The following is a 24,836-nucleotide window of genomic DNA, read 5'->3' as shown; positions in this document are numbered from 1 at the left end:
GCTCGTTGTTTCCCCATCGATCATTTTTAACCTTTCACTGTTAACTGAGTGAAAGGTTAAAAATCGTAAGAAAAGCGCAAAAATCCCCGCTCCGCTCTTGCTTTGAACACTCTTGGCATGTTTTAAATAGGACATAACCGATTGATAAGGAATTCACAGCATGTCCGAGAACAAAACCACTAAACTTATCACTGCCGGTCGTGATAAGAAGTGGACCAATGGTGTTGTTAACCCACCAGTACAACGCGCTTCAACTGTCGTATTTAACTCAGTAGAAGAGAAGCGTAAAGCTACGATTAACCGCGCTAACAAGACCCTTTTTTACGGACGTCGTGGAACCAACACTCATTTTGCCTTCCAAGATGCGATGGTTGAAGTAGAAGGCGGCGCGGGTTGTGCACTGTACCCGTGTGGTACAGCAGCAATTTCGAATGCCATTCTCTCTTTTGTAGAAACAGGTGATCATATTTTAATGGTTGACACCTGCTACGAACCTACTCGTGATTTCTGTGACACCATCATGAAAAAGATGGGGGTAGAGACAACTTACTACGAGCCAACGATTGGTGAAGGTATCCAAGACCTTATCAAGCCAAACACTAAGGTGCTGTTTACTGAGTCTCCAGGCTCTGTCACCATGGAAGTGCAGGATATTCCAACACTAGCGCGTATCGCTCATGAACATGACATCATCGTTATGCTAGACAATACTTGGGCGGCTGGCGTGAACTTCTCACCGTTTGATTTTGGTGTTGATATCTCGATTCAAGCAGCGACCAAATACATCGTGGGTCACTCTGATGTGATGCTAGGTACGGCAGTCGCCAATGAGAAATGCTGGGATCAACTAAGAGAGCAAAGTTACTTGATGGGGCAATGTGTCTCACCTGATGATGCTTATTTAGGGCTTCGCGGCATTCGTACTCTTGATGTGCGTCTACGCCAACACGCAGAAAGCAGCTTGAAGGTCGCAAAATGGTTAGAGACTCGTCCTGAAGTTAACCACGTTCGTCACCCTGCTCTTGAGTCTTGCCCAGGCCATGAATTCTTCAAACGAGATTTTACTGGCGGTAATGGCTTGTTCTCTTTTGTACTAAACAACTCTAATATCAAAGCGACGACAGCGTTACTTGATGGAATGACACATTTTAGTATGGGTTACTCTTGGGGTGGATTTGAAAGTTTGATTCTAGCTAACGAACCAAGCAGTTTTGACAGCTTGAGAACTGTTGCCAATCCTAATTTCGAAGGTACCTTGATACGTGTTCATATTGGGTTAGAAGATGTTGATGACCTGATTGCTGATCTAGAGGCGGGATTAGAACGTTATAGCGCTCTGATTTAATCTGAGACGATAGGTCTAATATGCAAAAAAGGCAGGATATTCCTGCCTTTTTCTGTTTAAAGCATAACTCAAAATACTCATATTCAGATACTTCAGCTCATAATACAAACCGCTCATAGTCCAGAAGCTTTCAAAGCCAATATTGAACCTTAAAGCACATCCACTTAAAGATCTCAGAGCGATGAAAAAATGGCTATGAATTTTTCAATTTCTAAGTGATTGTTCCGCTGAAATAAATAACACTTTATTTGTGTGGGCAACCGACTAAATGATCATTGACCATACCTGTTGCTTGCATAAACGCGTAACAGATTGTCTCACCAACAAATTTAAACCCTCTCTTCTTTAAAAACTTACTCATCGCTTTAGATTGCTCTGTAGAGGCGGGAACTTGAGACATCTCGGTCCATTGATTTTCAATCACCTTATTATCGACAAACTGCCATAAAGCATTGGATAGGGATCCAAACTCTTTCTGAAGCTCAAGGGTTGCTCGTGCATTGTTGTATACCGAAGCAATCTTGCCCTTATGCTTAACCACATCGAAGTGTTCGATAATATTCGGCACGTTGTCTTCATTCAGCTCAGCTAGCTTGTTTAGATCGTAATTATCGAACGCGGCACGATAGCCTTCACGCTTTTTAAGGATCGTAATCCAACTCAGACCTGCTTGAGCACCTTCTAAAGTAATGAACTCAAACAGAACTTGGTCATCATAAACAGGCACGCCCCACTCTGCATCGTGGTACTCCCTTTCAAGCTCATGTTTAAGCGCCCATGCACACGTTCTATCCACTGTATTAGCTTCCATTTCGATGGTCTCTTTTAGTAATCATACATAAAAATAATGCCCCAATTAGGGGCATTATTTCAAAGGTCAGTTGACGTTAAGCCACTTCAATTTTATGGAACAAACGATACAGCACAGGCACTACGATTAGCGTGAGTACAGTCGCAAAGCCTAAACCAAACATGATGGTTACTGCCATTGGTTTGAAGAAGATATCCGGTAGTAGAGGGATCATACCTAGAATGGTGGTAATCGCCGCCATACATACCGGGCGAACACGACTCAGAGCCGCATCAACAACCGCTACATACGGATCTTTACCAGATTTCATCTCAATCTCAATTTGATCAAGTAGTACGATACCGTTCTTCAGAAGCATCCCAGATAGACTCAAGAAGCCCAACAGCGCCATAAAGCCGAATGGTGTATTCAAGGCTAGCAAGCCTGTCGTCACCCCTATCAACGCCAATGGAACCGTTAACCAAACGATCAGAGGCTCTTTCACCGAGTTAAACAAGAACACAGTGATTAAGAACATGAACAAGTAACCCAGAGGCATGGTTGTGAACAGTGACGCCTGTGCATCTGCTGACGACTCATATTCACCCCCCCATTCCAATGAGTAACCCGGAGGCATCTCAATCGCTTCAATCTGTGGTTGTAAGCGTTTCTGTAGAGTTGAGGCCGTCTCTTCACCCAATAGATCAGGATCCGCCATTACCGTTAGCATACGCTTACGGTTCTTACGGATGATCAGTGGATCTTCCCATTCTAGCTCGTAACCTAACGTTACTTGTTGAAGTGGGATGTACTCACTTAATGCTGGGCTCCAGATCTTCATGCCTTCGATGTTACGAATATCGACACGCTCGTCTTCAGGCAAACGAGCCACAATCGGCATTAACGTTGTACCATCACGATACACACCAATCGACTTACCAGAGAAAGACATTGCTAGGAAATCATCAACGTCAGATTTAGTAATACCATAACGACGCGCTTGGCTTTCATTGAACTGAGGCTCTAATACCTTAGTTCTTTCACGCCAATCGTGACGAACGTTAAATGCGCCTTCATCAGCACGCATGATGTCCATCACTTGTGCAGCGATTGAACGTAAAACCGTTGGATCAGAACCCACAATTCGCGCTTCAATTTTCGCACCGCCACCAGGACCTAATTCGATCTGTTTAAGCTTGTAGTCAATCTCTGGGAACTGACCATTTACATGTTCACGGAAGCGTTTCATTAGCCCTTCAAGTACTTCATAACTTTTCACACGAACCGTTATCTCGCCGTAAGCGCTATAACTTTTCTCTGGCGCATAAGTCAGCATGAAACGTTGCAGGCCTTTACCCGCGGTTGTCGTGATATGTTCAACTTCGTCCTGCTCAGCTAGCCAACTCTCAAGCACTTTAAGCTTGGTATTGGTCGCTCGAATATCGGTACCTTCTGGCATCCACACATCCACTTGGAACATAGGTGTGGTTGAAGACGGGAAGAAGGCTTGCTTAACGAAACCAAAACCGTACACACTCGCGCCTAAACCAATAATCAGAACAAACATGGTTAACCAAGCACGCTTCATACAGAACTCAAGGAAGTTTTTGTAGATAACAAAAACCATCCCGTTGTATGGGTCCTTACCTTCGTTATCTGGATCGACCTTCTGACCTTTAAAGAACATGTCGGCAAAGAACGGCGTGAGCGAGATGGCAGTAAACCAACTCAGCATCAAGGAGATCAGTAGCACCGTGAACAAGGTGCCACAGTATTCGCCTGTTGAGTCTTCAGATAAACCAATTGGAGCAAACGCAGTCACCGCAATAACCGTCGCACCAAGCAGCGGCCATTTGGTTTGGGTTACGATATCGGTGGCGGCCTGCATCCGGGTTCGCCCCTTCTGCGTGCCGATCAATATCCCTTCCACCACCACAATGGCATTATCCACCAGCATCCCCAAGGCGATAACCAACGCGCCCAGTGAAATACGTTGTAGGTCGATCTTGAAGTACTGCATGAAAATGAATGTACCGAATACGGTCAATAGCAGTATCAAACCAATCAATAGGCCCGATCTTAGTCCCATGAAGAACAGTAACACCACGATTACGATCGCAACCGCCTGCCCTAAACTCACCACAAATCCGCTTACCGACTTGTTCACCTCTTTAGGTTGGTTATAAACCTCGGAGATGTCGATACCGACGGGTTGTTGATATTTAAGCTCGGCGAGTCTTCGATCAAAGTCTTCACCCACTGCGACCACGTTCACGCCTTGCGCAAAAGAGACACCCAGGTTAAGCGCGAGTTCGCCGTTATAACCAATGATGTTACTCGGTACCTCAACGTAACCACGGGTTACATTCGCCACATCTTTTAGATAGATAAGCCCTTGAGCGCCACCTTCCGTAAGAATCAAATCTCCAAGCTGTTCAACGTTTTGGAACTCACCCGTTGGATGGATTCGAATATATTCATCACCAATCCTTACCGCTCCTGCACTTGATACAATATTTTGAGTCGATAAAAGGTTAAATACCGTGCTTGGAGACAGACCCAGAGAGCTTATCCGTTTCATCGATATCTCAATGAACACTTGCTCTTGTTGTTGGCCGGAAACGGAGACTTTACTGACCCCATCAACCAACTCTAGCTCTCGCCTTAGGTAATCAATGTAATCCAGCAGCTCTTTGTAGCTATAGCCATCCCCCGTCACCGCCAGCAAAATACCGTAAACGTCACCGAAATCATCGATGACTTGAGGATCATTGACGCCGGGTGGCAGTTCAACCTTGAGATCATTCACTTTTCGGCGAAGTTCATCCCATATTTGCGGAAGATCATCTGGGCCGTAGTTGTTCTTCATCGTCACCGTTACCTGTGATAGGCCGCGGCTAGAGATAGAGTTCACTTCGTCCACATAGGTAAGTTGTTGAATCGCTTTTTCTAGTGGGTAAGTAACTTCTTCTTCAACTTGTTGAGGTGTGGCCCCTGGGTAAGAGGTCACAACCATCGCATCTTTGATGGTAAAGGCAGGATCTTCTAAACGACCCAAGCCGAAAAAGGCAGAGACACCACCAATAAGAAAGATCAGAGATAGCATCCAGCTAATGACTTTGTTACGTATAAAGTAAGAAGCAACACCTGTGATCTGATCATCACCCTGTTGATCGTCATTTTGGGGCTTGTTATTTACTTCACTCATTGTTCGTCTCCTGAGACAATACTTCCACTGTCATCCCATCTCGCAATCGCGATACGCCTGCAACAACGACATGCTGCCCCATTTCTAATCCTTTCATGATCTGCAATGTTTTCTGATTGGCTTTTCCTATTACGACTTGCTGTTTTGAGACGGTACTGTCGTCATTAAGCACCCATACATAAGAGTTCTGGCGCGTTAAATCATCGCCATCCGCATTAAACACAGCTTCGATTGGGATAAGTACCCCAGCTTTTAACTCCAAGCCGATATCTCGCCCATTTGACGTCACCTCAACGGCCATACCATCCAGAATCAAATCATCTTCCGGCATAGGTAGAGCAAGCGTCACCGTGAACGTGCCCGTGCTTGGGTCAGGTTCAGTGGTAAACTCCTTAATAGCCGCCGTGTATTCATTGCCACTGGGTACTCTTACCACAGCCTCAACATTCGATAACAGCTGTTCGCTAGGCTGATTCACGTAAATCTGGTCAGGCAGTTGGATAACAACCTCAACATCCTCGACACTGTGAATGTTCACGACCTGCTGGCCTACCTGAATATTTTCATATTGATCGACACTGACACGAGAAATGATCCCATCAACAGGAGCACGAAGCTTAGTGAACGACAAGCGCAGTTTTGCGAGTTCCAGCTCGGCATAAGCGATCTGGCGTTGAGCAGCAATTTCATCAAACTGTGACTTCGCCAATAAGCCTTTCTTCACTAGCGGACTTGAACGTCTGTATTGGCTGTTAATTACCGTGTAACGCGCCTGAGCATTGTCGACATCCAGTTGATAATCGGTAGGGTCAAGCTCTGCAATGATGTCTCCTTGTGAAACACGCTCACCTTCTTTCACATCAAGCTTATTGATTTCACCAGCGACTCGAAAGCTGAGATGAGCCTTCTCGGCAGCGTTTGCAACCGCTGGGAAATAGAGTTTGTCGCTAAAGTCGATGACTGAAATCTCGATAGCTTTAACCAAGGGCGTGTTATTCACTTCTACAACTTGTTTATCTTCACAAGCCGTAAGTAAAGCCAAACACGACAGTCCAGCGGCCACTTTAAGTGTTTTCATGTTATAGCCCCCTTTCCTTGATCCACTCTCGAACTTTAACGCCCGGTTCAAGACCATTAACACCAGAAGTTACGATGCGATCACCATCGTTCAACCCTGAAACAATATGGCGCTTTTCATCGATGATGATTGCGACATTTTCAACAATACCGTCGCTATTCACGCGCCACACAGAGACATCATCGCCATCAGTCATCATTGCTGATGTGGGAATTTTTGTGGCGGCTGCTAACGCTGAAACTAAATGAACTGTGCCTGACATACCCGGCAAAATACCAACATCGGTGGGTCTTTCCATTACCATGGTGACTTTGTACGACCCGGTTTTGGGATCCGCTTCAGTATCAACTTCTTGGAATGCTAAAGCGTAGGAGCTACCAGGGAAAGCATCAAAAACCATGGTTGCATCCGTCTCAAACCCTGAAGAAAAGCGCGTGATAAGTTGGTCGGGTAATAAGAATACGACTTTGAGGATTTGATTCGTTTGAATATTCATCACGCCTTGTTTAGCCGCAATGTATTCATGGTTTTCAGCAGGAATGATGGAAATGGTTCCGTCATACGGCGCAACCAAAGTGGTGTAGCGAAGATTCGCGTTAGCTTGATTAAGCACCGCGCGAGCTGAATTGTGGTTCGCTTTCGCTTGGTCGAAATCTTGCTCTGATACCACACGATCTTTACGAAGTTTGATCGCACGTTGATATTGAACATCGGCTAGCTGAAAATTCGCTTTTGCTTGCTTCTCGAGTAGTTGATATTCATCGGGATTTAACTTAGCAAGCTCGTCGCCTTTAGACACGTGCTGCCCAGCGGTCACATCGATGCTCTGCAATAACCCAGGAACACGGAATGCGAGTACCGCTCTGTCACCAGCTTCTGTGGTGGCTGGAAAGCTACGTTCAAAAGCATTACTACCGACGGAGACAGTGAAGAGTTTGGCGGGTCTAGAATCAGGTTCAGGTACGGGAGGAAGCTCCTTACCACACCCAGACAACCCAGCTAAGGCTGTCAATAGGACAACGGAGGCTCTATACATTAGTGATCATCCATAACTATAAATATTTTTATAACATAGATTAATTACATGTAACTTACCAGTTATCGTAAGATTTATTTAGACAAAATTATTAAAAAAAATAACGGCTTGGAATAAATTTTCCTAAACCGTTATCTAATGTTTTTCAGGTTTACCACTACATGTTCTTAAATGCGCGGTCGACTTTGAAAGTATCCGAAGTCACATAAGCTTCCATATTGCGGACACTGGTCTCTAATTTCTGGAAATCACCCTCTAAAGTGCCCAGTAACGACTCTGCGGTTTGCCCTTTTTCCCAAGGTTTTTGCTTGAGCGTGTGCTCTTGTTTGGCCTTCATCTGATCGACATACTGAGGTGGTTGTTTTTCAAGCATAAATGTCAAAGCTACATACGCTAATAACACCAAAAAGCTACCACCAAGCAGTGCCGCCGAGATAACCAAGATGCGAACCAACCACACTTCAAGGCCAAAGTAGTTCGCTAACCCTGCACACACTCCAGACAACTTACCGTTAATAGGATCGCGATACAGTTCTCTACTCATAGTTTCGTCTCCAGTTAGGTGACTCCGCATCCAGTATTTTTTCTAGCGTTTTCACTCGATCTTGCATCGATTCAGCTTGAGCAGAAAGCTTGTGCAAACGCTGAAGATCCGTTTCTGAAAGACCATTACTGGATTTCTTCTTGCTGCGGTAATGTAAGAACAACCATAGCGGTGCCACGAAGATTAAAAAGACAATCAGTGGGCCTGCAATTAGAAATGTTGACATAGACAACTCCTAAAATTATTTATCGCGGTTTTCAACTTGTTGCTTCAGTTTCGCCAGCTCTTTTTCAATTTCATCTTGAGCTTGTAGATCTGCAAATTCTTGGTCTAACGATTTTGCGTTACCTGTTTTGGCGTAAACATCTGCTTCAGCTTCTAATTCATCCACTTTACGCGAGAATTGCTCAAACTTCGCCATTGCTTCGTGGGTTTTGCTTGAATGCAGATGCTTTTGAACATCACGACGATTGCTTGCCGCATTATTACGAATCATTAATGCTTGCTGCTTCGCACGTGTTTCTGCGATTTTGGTTTCAAGCTTGCCAATCTCACTGGTCAGCTTTTCGATGGTTTCGTGAACCAAGGTTTGCTCTGTGTGAAGGCTTTTGATTATATCTTCAAGTTTTTGCTTTTCTATTAGCGCCGCTCTAGCTAAGTCTTCACGTTGTTTAGTTAGTGCTAGTGTCGCTTTATTTTGCCAATCTAGAATCTGAGTTTCGATAGCTTCAACTTTACGCGCTAACTCTTTTTTATCTGCGATAGCTTTAGCGGAGTTAGTGCGAACCTCAACCAGCGTATCTTCCATTTCTTGGATAATCAGGCGAATCATCTTTTCAGGATCTTCAGCCTTGTCTAAAAGTGCACTGATGTTCGAATTTACAATGTCTGCAAAGCGAGAAAAAATACCCATGAGGAACTCCTTAATTACAATGATGGCAAATGCGTTTCAAATCGTTGTGCGACTTTATCAATCCACTTGCTCAAAAATTTACGTTTGTTGTTAAACCTACCATAAATAATCCAAGTAGCGTGCCAACTTTTAAGCCATTTATTATCAGTTACTTACAATAAAATGGTGATTAACTCGAACCATGCTATGATGAATTTAGCCAAGTATTGGTATTTTTCACCACTATGGCTCTTACATGACCTCTCCAGCGATTAATTCATACAAGGACCCGCTATGCAGCAGAACCTCATTGGTGAATCACCTAGCTTTCTCTCTGTGTTAGATAAAGTTTCCCAACTCGCACCAATAGAAAGACCCATTCTGATCATTGGCGAACGTGGCACAGGTAAAGAGTTGATCGCACAAAGACTGCATTACCTTTCAAGACGTTGGGATCAACCTTTGATCTCATTGAACTGCTCAACCTTAAGTGAAGGTTTGATTGATTCAGAACTGTTTGGTCATGAATCGGGATCCTTTACGGGTTCGAAAGGGCGTCATCAAGGTCGTTTTGAAAGAGCAGAAGGCGGAACGCTGTTTCTGGATGAGCTGGCGACCACTCCCCTTGCGGTTCAAGAGAAACTACTGCGCGTTATTGAATACGGGCAGTATGAACGTGTCGGCGGACAAAAAGCTTTAAGTGCCAACGTCAGACTGGTGTGTGCGACCAACGCTGACTTGCCAGACATGGCATTAAGGGGCGAATTCAGAGCCGACTTATTGGACAGGCTCGCGTTTGACGTGATTACTATACCCCCTCTTCGAGAGCGAAAAGAAGACATCACGCTGCTGGCAGAATACTACGCCATTAAGATGTGCCGTGAATTAGAATTGGAGTTGTTTGTTGGCTTTGCTCCGTCTGCCGTTGAGGCGCTGCTGGATTATTCATGGCCGGGGAATGTGCGAGAACTCAAGAACGTTATTGAGCGCGCAGTCTACCAGCACGGTAAAGACCCATATCCTATTGAATCTTTGGTGTTTAACCCATTCAAACCCGCATGGAAAATAGATCAAGATTCCACGCATGAAATTGGCAATGCGCCGTCCAACAGCCATACTTCATCAGAGAGCTTGTTTTCTTTGCCGCTTGATTACAAAGCATGGCAAGAACAACAAGACATCAAGCTACTCAACCAAGCCCTCAAACAGAGCAAATATAACCAGAAACAAGCCGCAGAATTACTTGGGTTAACCTACAACCAATTACGTGGAATGGTGAGGAAGTACGCGATTGTCGGACAAGCTAACGATAAATAGCTGTCCACGCTTGATTATTATTTGGAGCCGAATAAATAAAATGTTAAATTGTCCGGATCTTGAGGCTCCTCTAACGCCTCGTTTCGAAAAGTATTTCTTTTTATGAAAGCACTAATAAGACTATCACTGAGCATCTGCACGTTGAGCTTTCTCGCTGGATGTGGTGAGAGTGTGAATCACGAGCAAATCCGTGAAAAAGGCTTCATTTATTGCGGCCAAGGTAATCCTAGTACCTTCAATCCACAGCTAGTTGATAGTGGCATTACCGCAGAATCGCTGAGTCCTCAAATCTTCGATACACTGCTCACTCTTGATCCGATGACGTACCGACCAAAACAGAACTTAGCGACAAGTTGGTCTGTTGATAAATCAGGTACAGAATACACGTTCAAACTGCGCCCAAATGTTGCGTTCCAAACCACAGACTGGTTCACCCCAACTCGTAGCATGAATGCACAAGATGTGGTGTTTAGCTTTGAACGTGTCATTGATAGTTCAAACCCATTTCATTATGTGGGTGGCGGCCTATACCCATGGTTTGCCGGAATCGACTTCAAAAACCTGATTGTCGATATCACCGCAGTTGATGACCTAACGGTGAAATTCCAATTAAGTCGCCCAGACAATTCGTTTCTCAACAATATCGCCACCAGCTATGCAGTCATTCACTCTAAGGAGTATGCCAATCAGCTCATTGCAGCGGATGAGAAAAATCGAATCGATTCCAATCCAGTCGGCACTGGTCCTTTCTACTTAGATGAATACCAAATCAACGACCTAGTGCGCTTGAAAAAGAACAAGCACTACTGGAAAGGTGAAGTACAAATGGACCAAGTTGTGTTCGATACTTCGCAACGTGGAACAGGCACACTTGCCAAGCTTCTGCGTAGTGAGTGTGACGTGCTCAACTCACCAATTTCTAGCCAAATCCCTATTATTCAGGCTCATGAAGAGTTGAAGATTTCTGCTACTCCGGCGGTTAATGTCTCTTTCATCGCGCTGAATACTGAGCACCCTGCACTGCGTGACTCTCGAGTTCGTAAAGCGCTCAACTTAGCCATCAATCGTCAGAACATTCTTGATTCTGTGTATTACGGTACAGGAACCAAAGCCTACACCTTGCTTCCTCCGACTTCTTGGGCTCACCAAAAAGACAGCGTTCAAGTTCGCTACGACCGAAACTATGCGGTTGCGCTTCTCAAAGAAGCTGGCGTTGAACCTGGGTTAGAGCTTTCAATGTGGGTACCACTAGAGCCACGCGCATACAATCCAAGTCCAAGAAAAACGGCAGAACTTATCCAAGCAAACTTAGCCGATATTGGTATTGAATTGAAACTCTATACCGACGACCGATTTGACCGCACACAGTTGTCCTCTATTTCCTCAACAGACTTGTTGCTTACAGGCTGGATAGGCAATACCGGTGACCCGGACAACTTCTTACGTCCGCTGCTCTCATGCAGCTCTGAGCGTGCAGGGTTAAACGTCTCGATGTGGTGTAATTCAGACTTTGATTTCCTTCTCGACTTAGCATTAGAGATCAATCAACAAAGGCACCGTGTGAACTTGTACCGACAAGCCCAAAACATTCTCAATGAAGAAGTTCCTGTGATTCCTTTAGCTCATGGCGTGCAATTTCGCGTGCACGATCGTTCGCTAACAGGCTTTAAAGCAAGTCCTTTCAATGCCCAACCTTTTGATCAAGTCAGAAGAGAGGTGCAGTAATGTTTTGGTATACATTAAGACGTGTAAACTTATTCGTTATTACGCTAGGAATTCTGACCTTGGTAGGTTTTTCCCTGCTTCGATTAGACCAAACCTCACCTTGGGCAATTCAAGATTTTTGGCCCGGTTGGATTAGCTATATCACTGAATTATCGACGCTAAACTTTGGCCTAAGCAAACACGGTGTGCCTATCATCGATGAGTTGGTCCTGGTGTTCCCTGCAACGCTAGAGCTGTGCTTCTTTGCCTTTGTGTTGGCACTCATCATCGGTATCCCTTTCGGCACCATTGCTGGTATGAGACAAGGTAAATTTGTTGATACCACCATATCGTTCACCTCAATGGCCGGTTACTCTGCGCCTATATTTTGGGTCGCGTTGCTGATGATCATGGTGTTTTCACTGCACTTTGAAATGTTCCCAGTTGGTGGCCGATACGACCTACTTTACGAGATTGAACACGTGACTGGATTCGCGATGATTGACGCCTTTTTTGCCGAGGGTCGCTACCGTGCGCACGCACTACAAAGTGTTATCGAGCACATGGCGTTGCCTTGTCTTGTTTTAGCACTGGCGCCAACGACTCAGGTCATCCGATTGATGAGAGCGTCAGTGGCTGAAGTAATGACGCAAAACTACATCCGCGCTGCGCGAATTAAAGGTCTTTCCACTAGAGAGATCATCACGCAGCACGTGCTAAGAAACGCGATACCTCCGATTATTCCTAAGGTCGGTGTTCAGCTATCGAGTATGTTAACGCTTGCTATTGTTACCGAGTCTATCTTTAACTGGCCGGGCATTGGCCGCTGGTTATTGGATGCCTTATCGAATCAAGATTACGTTTCAATTCAAGCTGGTGTAATTGTGGTGGCTACCTTAGTTTTGACCGCTAATATTCTGTCCGATCTACTGGGCGCGATGATCAATCCACTGGTAAGGAAGGAATGGTATGCTAACAAATAACGTCTACCAAGAAGAACAGATTCCAACCCAGTTCGAACGTTTCTGGCGCAGCTTCCGCAGCAATAATCTAGCGATGTTTGGCTTGTGGTGTTTGGTGCTTATCATTCTGGTCACCGTCACTTCACCGTGGCTAGCCCCGCATGATGCACAAGAACAAACCGGTCACCTATTAACGCCGCCCTCTTGGGATCCTGCGGGAACGGTAGAATACTTTTTGGGTACGGATGACTTAGGCAGAGATATTCTCTCTCGCCTAATAATTGGCTCTCAGTTAACCTTCGGCGCCGCGGTGGTGATTACCTTTATCGCAGCCGTCATTGGTTGTCTGATTGGCGTACTTGCTGGTATGACGCGCGGTTTACTATCAAGCACGCTAAACCACCTGCTTGATACTGTTATGTCGATTCCATCTCTTCTGCTGGCGATTATCTTCGTGGCATTCCTTGGCTTTGGGGAGTTTAATATCTTGCTCGCCTTGTGCTTGGCACTGATCCCGCGCTTTATACGCTCGGTGTACATTGCCGTGCATGCTGAAGTAGAAAAAGACTATATTCTGGCTTCTCGCCTTGATGGTGCGAACGATTTTTACCTGCTATGGAACTCAATCCTTCCGAACATCCTTACCGTGATCGCTCTTGAAGTTACGCTGGCACTGTCAGTCGCAATTCTTGATATCACGGCTTTAGGTTTCCTAGGGCTTGGCGCTCAAGCACCGAGTACCGAATGGGGCTCCATCTTGGGTGATTCGGTCGAGTTGATTTACCTTGCGCCATGGACAGTTACCCTACCCGGCTTAGCTATTATGTTTACAGTTATCGTGATTAACCTCGTCGGTGAAGGTGTTCGCCAAGCGCTAAATGCAGGAATCGAATAATGCCGTTACTTGATATTCGACATCTAACCATCGAGATTGAGACCCCTCAAGGGATGGTTAAAGCCGTAGATCGAATGAGTATTACCCTCAATGAAGGGGAAATTCGTGGCTTAGTAGGTGAATCAGGCTCAGGTAAGAGTTTGGTTGCAAAAGCGATCGTCGGAGTATGTAAAGAAAACTGGAAGGTTTCTGCAGACCGAATGCGCTTAGGTAATATCGACCTACTGCAACTGACGCCGAAAGAAAGACGCCGAGTGATCGCCCGCGATATCGCAATGATCTTCCAAGAGCCATCAACGTGTCTTGACCCTTCTGAAAAAGTAGGTAACCAGCTCGTTGAAGCGATCCCTTCCCATTCGTTTGAAGGTCGTTGGTGGCAACGATTTAAGTGGCGTAAGAAGCAAGCGATCGCATTACTACACAAAGTCGGCATCAAAGACCACTCTCGCCTAATGGACAGTTACTCTTATGAGCTGACAGATGGTGAGTGTCAAAAAGTCATGATCGCAATGGCGATCGCTGCCAAGCCAAAAGTCTTGATTGCTGACGAGCCAACCAACGATTTAGACCCAATTACACAGTCTCAAATATTGCGTCTTTTGAGTCGTATGAACCAGATCAATAACACCACCATCGTGTTGATCGGCCATGACTTAACCACCATTACCCAATGGGCGACTCGCATTACCGTGATGTACTGTGGTCAATCGGTAGAATCCGCTGATACACCGAAGCTGTTGGATGCACCAAAGCACCCGTACACCGTTGCTTTGTTAAAAGCGATGCCAGACTTTAACGACTGGATTCCCCACAAGGAGAAGCTCCAGTCTTTGCCGGGGTCAATTCCACCGCTGCAACATCTTCCTATTGGTTGTCGATTAGGGCCTCGCTGCCCATACGCACAAAGGCAGTGTGTCGAGATCCCACATACGAAACGTATCAAGAACCATAAGTTCAACTGTCACTTCCCTCTGAATATGGAGAAGAAAAAGAAATCATGAGTGCATTATTAGAAGTCAGTGATTTGTCTAAAGACTTTACGACTCGCTCTGGTCTTTTCCGTAAAAAGATTCATCAGGCGGTGAAGCCAGTTAGCTTTTCTCTTGAAGCAGGCCAGACAATTGGTTTTATCGGCCAGAATGGTTCTGGCAAATCAACATTAGCCAGAATGCTCGCAGGCATGGTGGAGCCAACCGCAGGCGAGATCCGCGTGAATGGCGAAAAGCTAGAGCACAAAGACTACTCGACTCGTTGTAAGCTGATTCGAATGATCTTCCAAGATCCGAATACGTCACTTAACCCGCGCATTCAGATCGGTCGAATTCTTGAAGGTCCATTAAAGCGAAACACCAACATGCCTCCAGAAGCTCGTATGCGTCGTGTGAAAGACACACTACTGCGCGTAGGCCTTCTACCGGAACATGCGTATTTCTACCCTCAGATGCTTGCTGCAGGCCAGAAACAAAGGGTTTGTTTGGCTCGTGCCTTAATACTTCAGCCATCCATCATTGTTGCTGATGAAGCTTTAAATGGTTTGGACATGGCAATGCGCTCGCAAATCATCAATCTGTTCTTAGAGTTACAAGAAGAGATGGGCGTATCGTTCGTTTATGTATCTCAACACCTCGGTATTGTTAAGCACATTACCGACAAGATTATTGTCATGCATGAAGGCAATGTGGTTGAGAGTGGGGAAACAGATCAAGTGCTAACCAATCCAACTCACCAAATCACCCAAAGATTGGTTGAGAGCCATTTCTCCAAAGCGCCGAACCACTAACCTGGAATCACGCTACATTTAGCAGAGGGGAAAAGTATGTATCGAACAGCTTCAATGCTTCCCCTCTTGTTGGTGCTGTTGTCCTTTAACGCGACAAGCACACCGCTCACATGGCTAGATAGAAGCTTCGTCGAAACTGCCTTTTATAACGTCGCGCTTCAACACGAATACTCCCAAGGCAACAAACCGCTCGCCAAGTGGAAACAACCGATCAAGATTTGGATCGATCATCGAGTGGGCGATGAGGAACTGCATCAAGAGCTCACAGAGCTTCATATCAAACACTTATCTGAAGTCACCCAACATCCAATAACAATCGTCAGTAAAGAGTCCGAAGCGAACGTTAAATGGATATACACAAGGCAGAGCCAGTGGGTATCTGAGGCGAAATCGGTGCTCAAGCTCAAATCAACTCAACATTTAAATAGCGCCATCTGCACGGCGGGCTATAGAACCAATTCTAAAGGCGAGATTGTATACGCTGGGATTGTAATCCCAGTTGATCAGGCAAGATCGCGAGGTAAGCTGGTCGCCTGTATCGTGGAAGAGATCACACAAGTTCTAGGCCTGCCGAATGATTCAGATAAAGCCTACCCTTCTATTTTCAACGACCACACGCCAGAAGACTTATTATCGCCGTTAGACGTAGTGCTACTGCAATTGCTGTATGAACCAGAATTGAAAGCTGGAATGACAAAATCTGAAGTAAAACCTATCGTTCGAAAGATACTCAAGAGATACAGCAAAACAGGTGTGCTTCAGCAAGCTTCTAAAGCCGCACAGCAAGCGCCTTTGTATCAGTTGATTGGGTATTGACGAATATACGTTGGAAGCAGCTTAGATGGGATAATTGAATGATAGCGCTGCCTAAGAAAGGCAACGCTGACTTACGATGTTACTGTATTACGAAAGAACTAGCGCTTAGCTGCCTGCTTTTTCAATTCGAAGTCGAACTCATCCGGGAACAAGATAACGCCTTCTTCTTGCTCGTTCGGGAATACTACAACAGCAAGTTCGTCGTCTTCTAGACCGTTCGTCCAGCGACTGTGCCATTTGTTCAACGAAATAGACTCAGCTTTACACTCAGACCAATCACCCGTTGCCCATGATTCTGCGAACTCTTGGTTTGGCCATACTGGAACACAATCTTCATCTTCTGTGTTCAGCATTACACAACCGTGTTCATCGGTTAAGATCCATACTTCACGGTTTGCTACGATTTCTTTCACACAGTATTTCAGGCGTTGCTCGCCCGTATACTTGTTGATTTCAGCGATTTTTTTATCGTCTAGCTGTGTAGTCATCTTAATTTCCTACTTTAGTCAGTAACTTTGCTCTTAAAGCTATTTTATGCCGAGTGTTGTTAACTTCAAACATTATCGATGAAGAAGAAAGTCTACTTCAAAGAAAAACGCCTGCTAAATAAGCAGGCGTTTAATATTAAGCGACTTGATTAAACAAGCTCACCTTGTAGCCAAGGCCAGCCTTGCTTCTTACGGCTTAGTGTATTTTCCATCATTAATACGCCGCCTTTCTCGTGCTTAACCAATTTCTCAGCCCACTCACCTTTGTATAGAAGACGAGTTTGAGCAGTAGTGATATCTGTTAGCATTACCGCAGCGAACGCTAGACCGTCTTTCTCACAACGCTCTTCAAGATCAGCTTCTAGCGCTTCGATCATGCCGTCTACTTGCTCAAGAGTCGCAAGTTCAACTTGACCAACAACAACATCACGACCGTTGAATGGGTAGCCTTTAAGATCTTTTTCTACTAGCTGTGCAGCAGATAGGCCTTCGATGTTTGTTTTTGCGATTAGAAGCGCTTTGATGAATGCATCAACGTCAGTTACGCCAGCAATTTCAGCAAGCTCAGCAACCGCGTCTTTGTCTTTTTGAGTACATGTTGGAGAAGCGAAACCAACTGTGTCTGAAAGAATTGCAGACATCATTAGTTTAGCGATTTGTTGAGAGATTGCGTGACCTTCAATCTTGAACATGTTGAAAAGTACAGTGTTTGTACAACCAACGGGCCAGATCCAAGCTTCCATTGGGTTTACTGTCATCACGTCGCCTAGACGGTGGTGATCAACAATACCTACGATCTCTGCATCAGCAACATCATCTGGTGCTTGTGCTAGATCTGAGTAGTCTACTAGCCAGATTTTCTCACCAGCAACAGAAGTACGAAGCTCTGGCTTTTCAGCACCAGCGACTTCTAGAATGTGTTGAGTTTCGCGGTTGATCTCGCCTTGGCGAATTGGTGTCGCTTCCTCGCCACGAGCCTTAAGAAGCTCAGTTGCAACTAACGCACTACAAATACTGTCACTATCAGGGTTTTTGTGACCAACAACTAAAATCATGTTTCTTCCTATTACACTAACAATTATGACTCTACCTTTAGAGCCTCTCTTTATTAGCCATACTTTACCTCATTTTTTTAGATTGGTCATGTTTCGTGGGTTTAGCCAATAGTAACAATAGATAAAAAAACAACAAATGCAATTGATAATTATTATCATTCGTATATATTTATCTTAAGCCACTAATTTTGAGTAACACCTATGGATCGACTAATCTCTTTTTTGCCAAGCAGTAGTGCTGCGAAAACAACTCAGTTTTCACTGTCATTTAAGCGCCTGCTTTTGCCTGTCTCATTTGCAGCTTTGGTTGCAGCCCCAGCTACACGAGAGCTGACGGTGACTACTTTGTCAGACGCGTTTTGGGCAGTGTCTTGTTATGTTGCTTTAACCTTGGCTATTTACCACTGGTTAAGTCTGTACATAAACAAAGATAACGTCTTCAATAAGCTCGTCCATCAATCTCGTTCAAACCAAGTGGTATTCGCGGCTCTCATGGGCGCGTTGCCCGGCTGTGGCGGTGCGATAGTGGTAACCACACAATTTATCTCGGGAAAACTCGGATTTGGTGCGGTAGTTGCGGTGCTCGTCTCAACCATGGGTGACGCGGCGTTCCTGCTCATAGCGAGCGAGCCTAAGACAGGTTTAGCCATGATGGCGATGGGCGTGATCGTGGGTACTGCGTCAGGCCGAATCATTAACTTGTTTCACGCAGACGACTTCTTACGCCCAAAAAAAGCAGAGAAAAATGAAGTGGTGAACAGCTGTGCTTCTCAATCTCAAGACAAAGAATCGGTCTCTAAAAAAGCGATAAACCTGCAAGGTTACCTGTGGTCTGTACTGATTATTCCGGGTGCTGCCGTTGCCCTACTTGGCTCTTTTCAAGTCGATGTGAACGAGCTGCTCGCTTTGCCTGAAATGTCGATGGAATGGGCGGGGACAGTTTTGCTGATCAGCTCGATGTTTCTGTGGGGGCTAACCCGTGAAATTGAGGATTACAAATCAGCCGTGAGTGAGGACGAAAAGTGTATAGGCTCTCACCCATTGCAAAAGACCGCTCAAGATACAAACTTTGTCACCGCTTGGGTGGTGGTTGCCTTTCTTTTCTTTGAATTTGGCTCTGTGATAGCAAATGTTGATTTTGCGACGCTATTCTCAAGCTGGGGCATCATGCTCCCCCTGGCTGGCGTGTTGATGGGTTTGCTACCGGGCTGTGGACCGCAATTATTGGTCACTAGCTTATACCTTTCAGGCGCCCTGCCACTTTCGGCTCAGGTAGGTAACGCAATTTCAAATGATGGAGATGCGCTATTCCCTGCGATTGCAATGGCACCGAAAGCAGCACTGGTCGCAACCTTGTATTCAAGTGTGCCCGCTTTAATCTGTGCTTATGGCTATTGGTTTATGTTTGAGATCTAACTTGATCAGAGTTAACTACATAGGCTTCTGTAAGGTCGGTACTTTGTATCGGCCTTTTTGTTTCCGTCTGCTTAAGTCTTTCCACAGGTTCTTTTTACATTCCCTTCCTGCTTCACTGCTTCTACCACCTCTCTCAAACAGCGCGTTACAGCCTGTCTCAAAAACGCCCTCTATTAGCCCTGTATAATGCTTATTTAGAAACACCAACACTGATATCAAAAATACAAAAAGCCCCTGTAAGAGTGCTTACAGGGGCTTTAATTCAAGCTTTAATCTTGGTTCTTAAGACAAGACTTAAGAAACTTCGATTGGACCACCGAATGAAGTTACTGGAGGCAGTTTGCCTTGGAACTTCTCGAAATCAACCAAACATGTGTTTGCTGACGTTGCTTGAGCAAGTTCAGACGTACCGATATCTTGAGTCAGTGTGTTTGGATCGCCGTATGTATCTAGCGCGCCCACTTTCTCGTTGATCGGACCGTACCAAGCACCTTCTTCGATACGAACAACACCAGGAGCGTAGCTATCCATTAGAACAGCACCTGCTAGTAGTTGACCACGGTCGTTAAACACACGTACTACATCGCCATCTTTGATGCCTTTCTTCTTAGCATCTACTGGGTTGATGTAGATTGGCTCACGGCCTTGTACCGCGTAAGTCGCACGCCACTCTTCAGATTCACACATCTGAGAGTGAAGACGCTTGTCTGGGTGACAAGATTGTAGCCAGTACGGGTGCTTGTCAGAGCCTGGACCACCGTGTGAACGTTCAGATTTCTCGAACCACATTGGGTGTTCTTGACAGTGCTCGTAACCCATGTTGCCAACAGTACGGCTTGTGATTTCGATGAAACCAGAAGGCGTGCCTAGTGCGTTGATCTCTGGATCTTCACGGAATGAAGCGTGACGAGTCCATGGCTTACCTTTGCCGAAGTCTAGGAAACCTTTCTCCCAGAACTCAGCAAACTCAGGCATTTCGAAGCTACCTTCGTTTGATGCGCGACATTCGTCGTACAGAGATTTAACCCACTGCATTTCGTCCATACCACGCGTGTAATCGTCGTAACGACCCCAACGCTTAGTTAGGCTAGACATGATCTCGAAGTCAGTCTTAGACTGGAACAGAGGATCCACTAGCTTGTGCATTGCGATCAAACCACGGCCAGAGTATGCGCCATAACCATCAATATCGTTTCGTTCCCACTGAGTACATGCAGGAAGCACGATGTCAGAGTGACGACAAGTTGCAGTCCAAGCAAAATCAACAGCCACTACAGTTTGTAGGCTCTTGAATGCTTTACGCATCTTGTTGCGATCTTGGTGGTGGTGCCACGGGTTGTTACCACTAAATACCATCATCTTGATATCAGGTAGTGTTACCGTTGAACCATTCGCTTTGATCTTCTTACCAGGCTCTAGCAAGCTATCAACCCAACGAGCAACTGGGATTACGCGGCTGTAGCCGTTGTAATCTGTGTTGGTGTACTTAGGTGATTGACCTTGGTCGATGTTCAGCGGGAAAGAACCCGGAGCAGCGAAGCCAGTTGAAGATACACCGATACCAGAGTAGTGGTGACCGTAAGAGATACCACCGCCCGGTAGACCAATTTGGCCAACCATTGCTGCGATAACTGCACACATCCAGTAAGGCTGCTCACCGTGCTCTTGACGTTGGATACTCCAACCAACAAGAATCTGTGTACGACCGTTAACCAGCATCTTAGCGAAGTCACGAATAGAGTCCGCGCTTGCGCCACAGATAGCAGAAGCCCATTCTGGCGTCTTCTCAACTCTGTCTTTCGTTTCACCTTGAACGTACTTGATGAAATCTTCAAAACCTAGACAGTAAGTTTCGATGAACTTCTTGTCGTATAGGCCTTCGTTGTAAAGAACGTGAGCAACACCAAGCATGAACGCCACATCAGTTTGTGGGTTGATGTACATTTGCTCGTTTTCTAGGTAACGACCTGTTTTGTTTTTAACAGGGTCAACAGAAACAACGTTGATCTCTTTCTTAGCAACTTTTTCTTTCAGCTGTTCTAGGTATGCGAACGACTCGTGAGTCTCACATGTCCAACCTACTTGAAGGTTTTTAACTGGATCGTTACCCCAAAGAACAATGTTGTCACTGTTTTCTAGGATAAGTTCCCAAGATGTACCTTGTGCGTAAACTTCAGTAGAACCTAGCACGTAAGGCATGATCGTTTGACCAGCACCTGTTGAGTAGTCACCGATTTTCTTCACAGAGTAACCGTGAAGTGCCATTGCACGTTGCATGTGGTTAGTACAGCTATGGAACTGACCTGTTTGTCTCCAACCAGTTTGACCTGTGTGAAGCGCCCATGGACCGTAATCTTTCTGTACGCGCTCTAGCTCGCGGTAAACAAGGTCTAGTGCCTCATCCCAAGTCACACGAATAAAGCGGTTGTTACCACGCGTGTCTGCGCTGTACTTATGCTTCTTCAACCAATCTAGGCGAACCATTGGGTAACGCACACGTGATGGGCTGTAGATAATACCTTTAATACCTTTCAGCATCTCTGTTGGGTGCTGATCGATTTCTAGAGGTTTAATTTCTTGTACTTTACCCGCGTAAACGCGAGCTCGGAATGCACCCCAGTGAGAACCAGAGACTTTCCACGCGCCGTCTGTTTCTGCAGCAGATGCTGAAGCCGACGCCAATAAGCTTGGACCGATAACCGATGCCGCACTTGTCGTCGCGACACCTTTCAGAAAACTTCTTCTTGTAATTGCCATTGTGTTACTCCAATTGACGTCTTATTAGTGATGGCCTTCAGAAAAATCTGATGAGTGCTTCTGTAGATACTTAAGAACAAGTGCTTCTGTATCTGTATCGAAGTTAACGAATGCAATCATACCATCTAGCATGCCTACCCAACCGTTAGCGCTGAAGTGAGCTTCATCTGGCTGTGAGTGACACGTTGAACAGTTAGATTGGTACGCTTGACCAGCTGCGTTCCAGATTGCATCGAAGTTATCAACCATAGACTCTTTCTTCATCCAAAGTGCTAGGTTAACTTCTTCCCAAGGAAGGCCAGTTAGCTCATCTTCTTTCTTCTCACCAACAGTGATTACGTCACTTTGAGATACTTCTTTCGTCAAGATTGCAGTCGAGATGTTCATACCGAAGTCTTCTTGGATTACACGTCCGAAGCCTTTCGCTTTACGCCAACCGTCGATTTGAATCTTGATCATGTCGCCTTTTTCGTCGATCACAGCAACTTTACTTGCAGGGCTTAATAGACCCGCTTCAACTTCAGCTGTTTCATCTGTGTACATTGGTAGGTGACGAATAGAGATCACGTCTGAACCATTTGCGTAAGATGTGCTGCTTGCTACGTTTTCTAGCTCGCCAACAATACCGCTCGCTGATGCCATATCTAATGGAAGGTTGTGAGCAATACCTTTGTGACAGTCAACACAGCTTTGATCACGCTCTGCCGCGTTCTTCATCTGGATACGCGCTGTTGGGCGCATGTTTTCGAAATCCATTGAATCGTAGTTGTGGCAGTTTTTACACTCTAGAGATTTGTTCGAAGAGAAGCGATCCCATTCGTGTTTAGCCAGTTCGATACGACGAGCTTCGAATTTCTCAGGCGTATCTAGGTCACCAAATACTTGAGCGAATACTTCTTTAGAAGCTTGCATCTTACGAGCGATTTTTGCTGTCCATTCATGTGGAACGTGACAGTCAGGACAAGTAGCACGTACACCAGAAGTGTTTTTCCAGTGAACCGTTTCTTGTAGTTCTACGTATACGTTGTCACGCATGGTGTGACAGCTTACACAGAATTCTTCTGTATTTGTGTGCTCTAGAGCTGTGTTAAAACCGCCCCAGAAAATAACACCGGCGATAAAGCCACCCATAGTTAGTACACCAAGACTGATGTGTACTGCTGGGCGAGTCATTGTGCGCCATAATTTAACTAAAAATGATTTCATGTTTAGCTCTCTTAAATATTGATTTTAAAAAATGTTGTTACTTAGAGGGCATTACATGCCGCCGTGAGCACCTGGAGGTCCGAATACAAACACTTGCAGTGCCCAAACTAGGAAGCCGTAACCGCCTACAAAAGCCACACTTAATATTGGGAAGAGAACCACCGCGATGAAGAGGAAAGACTTCCACTCCAGCGAATGTTTTTCGCTAGTTTCAATTTTATTAACATCACTCATACATTTTGCCTATTTTGTATTTAGTAATTTCGAGTAACCCATTCTATGGGGCTAAAGTTCTTAAGTATCTAACGACAAATTTTAGACCATACTCAAAGTAGGGTTCAATCAAATCTCCCGTTATAACCCTTGCTAATCAATACTTTTTTGAGCTCATCCAAAGTTGTTTTTAGTTAAACAAAGTTATTAAAAAGTATTAACAAATGTGAAGAATTAAGTATATTTCACAAATGTTAAATTCCAACACCTGCGCAACCTTATTGTAACCAATTTTAACGTTTTACCTACTAAGTAGTAGCCAAAAATGCCTCAAAAAACCAATATTTTGTGGTTTGATTGTTAAATTATTGAGTATTTTTTAAAGCAACGGCTGAGAAGCTGAAATACATCATTTGGCACTTTCAGATATGATGGGGACCTACTTAAAAGGAAACATTATGCAAGACGTTATTGATATTTCTTGGTGGCAGTTATTGTTCTTCAGCTCACTTCTCTTGCTACCCATTACCATCAACCACAAGTTAAAACTCGGCCTTGGCAAAGAGGCTTCTATCAGCATCATTCGTATGGTTATTCAGCTATTTCTGGTGGGACTTTACCTAGAATACTTGTTCACTTTGAATAGTTTGTGGGTCAATTTGCTGTGGTTATTTACTATGATTATCGTCGGTGCAAGCTCGATTGTTGAAAAATCTAGACTGCCAAGAAACCTACTTTTGGCTCCTGTCGCCGTTAGCCTTGCGGTAACTTGTGTACCTATTGTCTTGTTCATCTGCTTTTTCATCATTAAGCCGACACCGGTTTTTAACGCGCAGTACCTTATCCCAATCGCAGGGATGTTATTGGGTAATAGCTTAAGCAGTAATATCGTGGCATTGCAGAACCTGTTTGGTGCCTTTGAAACACAGAAATCAGAATATGAAGCAGCAATCGCGTTAGGCGCGTCTCCTACTTATGCTGCTGCGCCTTTTGTACGTAATGCAATACAGAAAGCGATGTCCCCTATCATGGCCTCTATGGCAACCACAGGCTTAGTAACGCTGCCGGGAATGATGACTGGACAGATCTTAGGTGGTGCTTCACCGATGATCGCGATTAAGTATCAACTGATGATCATGCTGGCGATTTTCGTGATGATGAGCTGCTCTCTAGCCCTTGTACTTCACCTCTCATTGAAGACGTCTCTGACCAAAGAAGGGCGAGTTCTCGCTCAAATACAGCCTTCAAAATAACCTCCCGACTCATCTTAGATCTGGTTACTCACTGAATTTGATACAGGTTATCCACAGAAATTGTGGATAACCAAATCAATA

The 24,836-nt window shown here is 45.1% G+C and carries 22 protein-coding genes; 10 read left to right on the top strand and 12 right to left on the bottom strand.

Translation table 11 applies throughout. The features are described 5' to 3' along the window. Positions 1 to 160 precede the first annotated feature (160 nt). A complete protein-coding gene (locus BCU07_RS04050; RefSeq protein ID WP_017065338.1) occupies positions 161 to 1,345 on the top strand; it encodes a cystathionine beta-lyase in 1,185 nt (394 codons plus the stop codon). A gap of 244 nt (positions 1,346 to 1,589) precedes the next feature. Here BCU07_RS04050 and BCU07_RS04045 read toward each other — a convergent pair whose 3' ends face one another. From BCU07_RS04045 to pspA, 7 genes are all read right to left on the bottom strand, one after another. Beyond that, positions 1,590 to 2,156: a DNA-3-methyladenine glycosylase I gene (locus BCU07_RS04045; RefSeq protein WP_102429173.1), complete on the bottom strand. Its 567-nt coding sequence runs from the start codon at positions 2,154 to 2,156 to the stop codon at positions 1,590 to 1,592. Between the two features lie 76 nt (positions 2,157 to 2,232). Next, on the bottom strand, positions 2,233 to 5,343 hold the full coding sequence (locus tag BCU07_RS04040) for an efflux RND transporter permease subunit (protein WP_017060313.1): 3,111 nt from the start codon (positions 5,341 to 5,343) through the stop codon (positions 2,233 to 2,235). Beyond that, the gene (locus BCU07_RS04035; protein WP_029222096.1) at positions 5,336 to 6,421 is read right to left on the bottom strand and encodes an efflux RND transporter periplasmic adaptor subunit; all 1,086 of its coding nucleotides are present in this window, start codon (positions 6,419 to 6,421) and stop codon (positions 5,336 to 5,338) included. The genes BCU07_RS04040 and BCU07_RS04035 overlap by 8 nt, the downstream gene beginning before the upstream one ends. A gap of 1 nt (position 6,422) precedes the next feature. Beyond that, the gene (locus BCU07_RS04030; RefSeq protein ID WP_102429172.1) at positions 6,423 to 7,457 is read right to left on the bottom strand and encodes an efflux RND transporter periplasmic adaptor subunit; all 1,035 of its coding nucleotides are present in this window, start codon (positions 7,455 to 7,457) and stop codon (positions 6,423 to 6,425) included. A gap of 157 nt (positions 7,458 to 7,614) precedes the next feature. Next, positions 7,615 to 8,001 (bottom strand): envelope stress response membrane protein PspC, encoded by a 387-nt coding sequence (gene pspC / locus BCU07_RS04025; RefSeq protein WP_029222097.1) that lies wholly within the window; start codon positions 7,999 to 8,001, stop codon positions 7,615 to 7,617. Next, the gene (pspB, locus tag BCU07_RS04020; protein ID WP_004734605.1) at positions 7,994 to 8,227 is read right to left on the bottom strand and encodes an envelope stress response membrane protein PspB; all 234 of its coding nucleotides are present in this window, start codon (positions 8,225 to 8,227) and stop codon (positions 7,994 to 7,996) included. Before pspB ends, pspC begins: the two co-directional genes overlap by 8 nt. Before the next feature lie 15 nt (positions 8,228 to 8,242). Then, entirely contained in the window at positions 8,243 to 8,914 is a 672-nt protein-coding gene (pspA, locus tag BCU07_RS04015) for a phage shock protein PspA (RefSeq protein ID WP_004734604.1), read from the bottom strand. Between the two features lie 273 nt (positions 8,915 to 9,187). Between pspA and pspF the strand changes: the two genes are divergently transcribed. The 7 genes from pspF (at position 9,188) to BCU07_RS03980 (ending at position 16,367) form a co-directional block, all read left to right on the top strand. Beyond that, positions 9,188 to 10,210: a phage shock protein operon transcriptional activator gene (gene pspF / locus BCU07_RS04010; protein WP_065583878.1), complete on the top strand. Its 1,023-nt coding sequence runs from the start codon at positions 9,188 to 9,190 to the stop codon at positions 10,208 to 10,210. A gap of 102 nt (positions 10,211 to 10,312) precedes the next feature. Then, the gene (gene sapA / locus BCU07_RS04005; RefSeq protein WP_017065332.1) at positions 10,313 to 11,935 is read left to right on the top strand and encodes an ABC transporter substrate-binding protein SapA; all 1,623 of its coding nucleotides are present in this window, start codon (positions 10,313 to 10,315) and stop codon (positions 11,933 to 11,935) included. Further along, the gene (locus BCU07_RS04000) at positions 11,935 to 12,897 is read left to right on the top strand and encodes an ABC transporter permease (protein ID WP_017060307.1); all 963 of its coding nucleotides are present in this window, start codon (positions 11,935 to 11,937) and stop codon (positions 12,895 to 12,897) included. Before sapA ends, BCU07_RS04000 begins: the two co-directional genes overlap by 1 nt. After that, positions 12,884 to 13,771: a putrescine export ABC transporter permease SapC gene (sapC, locus tag BCU07_RS03995; protein WP_017065331.1), complete on the top strand. Its 888-nt coding sequence runs from the start codon at positions 12,884 to 12,886 to the stop codon at positions 13,769 to 13,771. Before BCU07_RS04000 ends, sapC begins: the two co-directional genes overlap by 14 nt. Next, positions 13,771 to 14,772: an oligopeptide/dipeptide ABC transporter ATP-binding protein gene (locus BCU07_RS03990; RefSeq protein ID WP_017060305.1), complete on the top strand. Its 1,002-nt coding sequence runs from the start codon at positions 13,771 to 13,773 to the stop codon at positions 14,770 to 14,772. The genes sapC and BCU07_RS03990 overlap by 1 nt, the downstream gene beginning before the upstream one ends. Next, positions 14,769 to 15,551, top strand: coding sequence for an ATP-binding cassette domain-containing protein (locus BCU07_RS03985; protein ID WP_017060304.1), 783 nt, complete (start codon positions 14,769 to 14,771; stop codon positions 15,549 to 15,551). The genes BCU07_RS03990 and BCU07_RS03985 overlap by 4 nt, the downstream gene beginning before the upstream one ends. Before the next feature lie 36 nt (positions 15,552 to 15,587). Continuing rightward, positions 15,588 to 16,367 carry a DUF2927 domain-containing protein gene (locus BCU07_RS03980; RefSeq protein ID WP_029235301.1) on the top strand — a complete coding sequence of 260 codons (780 nt, stop codon included), beginning with the start codon at positions 15,588 to 15,590 and terminating at the stop codon, positions 16,365 to 16,367. 98 nt (positions 16,368 to 16,465) lie between these two features. On the opposite strand, the gene BCU07_RS03975 is transcribed toward BCU07_RS03980, so the two are convergent. Then, a complete protein-coding gene (locus BCU07_RS03975) occupies positions 16,466 to 16,855 on the bottom strand; it encodes a DUF2750 domain-containing protein (RefSeq protein ID WP_004734596.1) in 390 nt (129 codons plus the stop codon). 149 nt (positions 16,856 to 17,004) lie between these two features. After that, on the bottom strand, positions 17,005 to 17,910 hold the full coding sequence (locus BCU07_RS03970; RefSeq protein WP_017065328.1) for a manganese-dependent inorganic pyrophosphatase: 906 nt from the start codon (positions 17,908 to 17,910) through the stop codon (positions 17,005 to 17,007). A gap of 201 nt (positions 17,911 to 18,111) precedes the next feature. Between BCU07_RS03970 and BCU07_RS03965 the strand changes: the two genes are divergently transcribed. Continuing rightward, on the top strand, positions 18,112 to 19,326 hold the full coding sequence (locus BCU07_RS03965) for a putative manganese transporter (protein ID WP_102429171.1): 1,215 nt from the start codon (positions 18,112 to 18,114) through the stop codon (positions 19,324 to 19,326). Positions 19,327 to 19,620: 294 nt separating this feature from the next. Here the strand turns inward: BCU07_RS03965 and torA are convergent, their stop codons facing one another. From torA to torE, 3 genes are read right to left on the bottom strand one after another with little or no spacing between them, the layout of a single operon-like run. Next, complete coding sequence (torA, locus tag BCU07_RS03960) at positions 19,621 to 22,083, bottom strand: trimethylamine-N-oxide reductase TorA (protein WP_102320260.1); 2,463 nt, start codon at positions 22,081 to 22,083, stop codon at positions 19,621 to 19,623. Positions 22,084 to 22,107: 24 nt separating this feature from the next. After that, a complete protein-coding gene (torC, locus tag BCU07_RS03955; RefSeq protein WP_102332941.1) occupies positions 22,108 to 23,289 on the bottom strand; it encodes a pentaheme c-type cytochrome TorC in 1,182 nt (393 codons plus the stop codon). A gap of 51 nt (positions 23,290 to 23,340) precedes the next feature. After that, entirely contained in the window at positions 23,341 to 23,523 is a 183-nt protein-coding gene (gene torE / locus BCU07_RS03950; RefSeq protein WP_017060298.1) for a trimethylamine N-oxide reductase system protein TorE, read from the bottom strand. Between the two features lie 437 nt (positions 23,524 to 23,960). Between torE and BCU07_RS03945 the strand changes: the two genes are divergently transcribed. Next, positions 23,961 to 24,755, top strand: a complete 795-nt coding sequence (locus tag BCU07_RS03945) for an ABC transporter permease (protein ID WP_017067668.1) — start codon at positions 23,961 to 23,963, stop codon at positions 24,753 to 24,755. Positions 24,756 to 24,836: the final 81 nt, after the last annotated feature.

The organism is Vibrio sp. 10N.261.54.E10 (assembly GCF_002877735.2).
In the GTDB taxonomy this organism is placed as follows: Bacteria; Pseudomonadota; Gammaproteobacteria; order Enterobacterales; family Vibrionaceae; genus Vibrio; species Vibrio crassostreae_C.
This window is presented reverse-complemented; position numbering and strand designations above follow the sequence as displayed.

Coding starts and splice junctions, on each gene's coding strand:
- BCU07_RS04050 (WP_017065338.1), top strand. CDS start 161: ATGTCCGAGAACAAAACCACTAAACTTATCACTGCCGGTCGTGATAAG.
- BCU07_RS04045 (WP_102429173.1), bottom strand. CDS start 2,156: ATGGAAGCTAATACAGTGGATAGAACGTGTGCATGGGCGCTTAAACAT.
- BCU07_RS04040 (WP_017060313.1), bottom strand. CDS start 5,343: ATGAGTGAAGTAAATAACAAGCCCCAAAATGACGATCAACAGGGTGAT.
- BCU07_RS04035 (WP_029222096.1), bottom strand. CDS start 6,421: ATGAAAACACTTAAAGTGGCCGCTGGACTGTCGTGTTTGGCTTTACTT.
- BCU07_RS04030 (WP_102429172.1), bottom strand. CDS start 7,457: ATGTATAGAGCCTCCGTTGTCCTATTGACAGCCTTAGCTGGGTTGTCT.
- pspC (WP_029222097.1), bottom strand. CDS start 8,001: ATGAGTAGAGAACTGTATCGCGATCCTATTAACGGTAAGTTGTCTGGA.
- pspB (WP_004734605.1), bottom strand. CDS start 8,227: ATGTCAACATTTCTAATTGCAGGCCCACTGATTGTCTTTTTAATCTTC.
- pspA (WP_004734604.1), bottom strand. CDS start 8,914: ATGGGTATTTTTTCTCGCTTTGCAGACATTGTAAATTCGAACATCAGT.
- pspF (WP_065583878.1), top strand. CDS start 9,188: ATGCAGCAGAACCTCATTGGTGAATCACCTAGCTTTCTCTCTGTGTTA.
- sapA (WP_017065332.1), top strand. CDS start 10,313: ATGAAAGCACTAATAAGACTATCACTGAGCATCTGCACGTTGAGCTTT.
- BCU07_RS04000 (WP_017060307.1), top strand. CDS start 11,935: ATGTTTTGGTATACATTAAGACGTGTAAACTTATTCGTTATTACGCTA.
- sapC (WP_017065331.1), top strand. CDS start 12,884: ATGCTAACAAATAACGTCTACCAAGAAGAACAGATTCCAACCCAGTTC.
- BCU07_RS03990 (WP_017060305.1), top strand. CDS start 13,771: ATGCCGTTACTTGATATTCGACATCTAACCATCGAGATTGAGACCCCT.
- BCU07_RS03985 (WP_017060304.1), top strand. CDS start 14,769: ATGAGTGCATTATTAGAAGTCAGTGATTTGTCTAAAGACTTTACGACT.
- BCU07_RS03980 (WP_029235301.1), top strand. CDS start 15,588: ATGTATCGAACAGCTTCAATGCTTCCCCTCTTGTTGGTGCTGTTGTCC.
- BCU07_RS03975 (WP_004734596.1), bottom strand. CDS start 16,855: ATGACTACACAGCTAGACGATAAAAAAATCGCTGAAATCAACAAGTAT.
- BCU07_RS03970 (WP_017065328.1), bottom strand. CDS start 17,910: ATGATTTTAGTTGTTGGTCACAAAAACCCTGATAGTGACAGTATTTGT.
- BCU07_RS03965 (WP_102429171.1), top strand. CDS start 18,112: ATGGATCGACTAATCTCTTTTTTGCCAAGCAGTAGTGCTGCGAAAACA.
- torA (WP_102320260.1), bottom strand. CDS start 22,083: ATGGCAATTACAAGAAGAAGTTTTCTGAAAGGTGTCGCGACGACAAGT.
- torC (WP_102332941.1), bottom strand. CDS start 23,289: ATGAAATCATTTTTAGTTAAATTATGGCGCACAATGACTCGCCCAGCA.
- torE (WP_017060298.1), bottom strand. CDS start 23,523: ATGAGTGATGTTAATAAAATTGAAACTAGCGAAAAACATTCGCTGGAG.
- BCU07_RS03945 (WP_017067668.1), top strand. CDS start 23,961: ATGCAAGACGTTATTGATATTTCTTGGTGGCAGTTATTGTTCTTCAGC.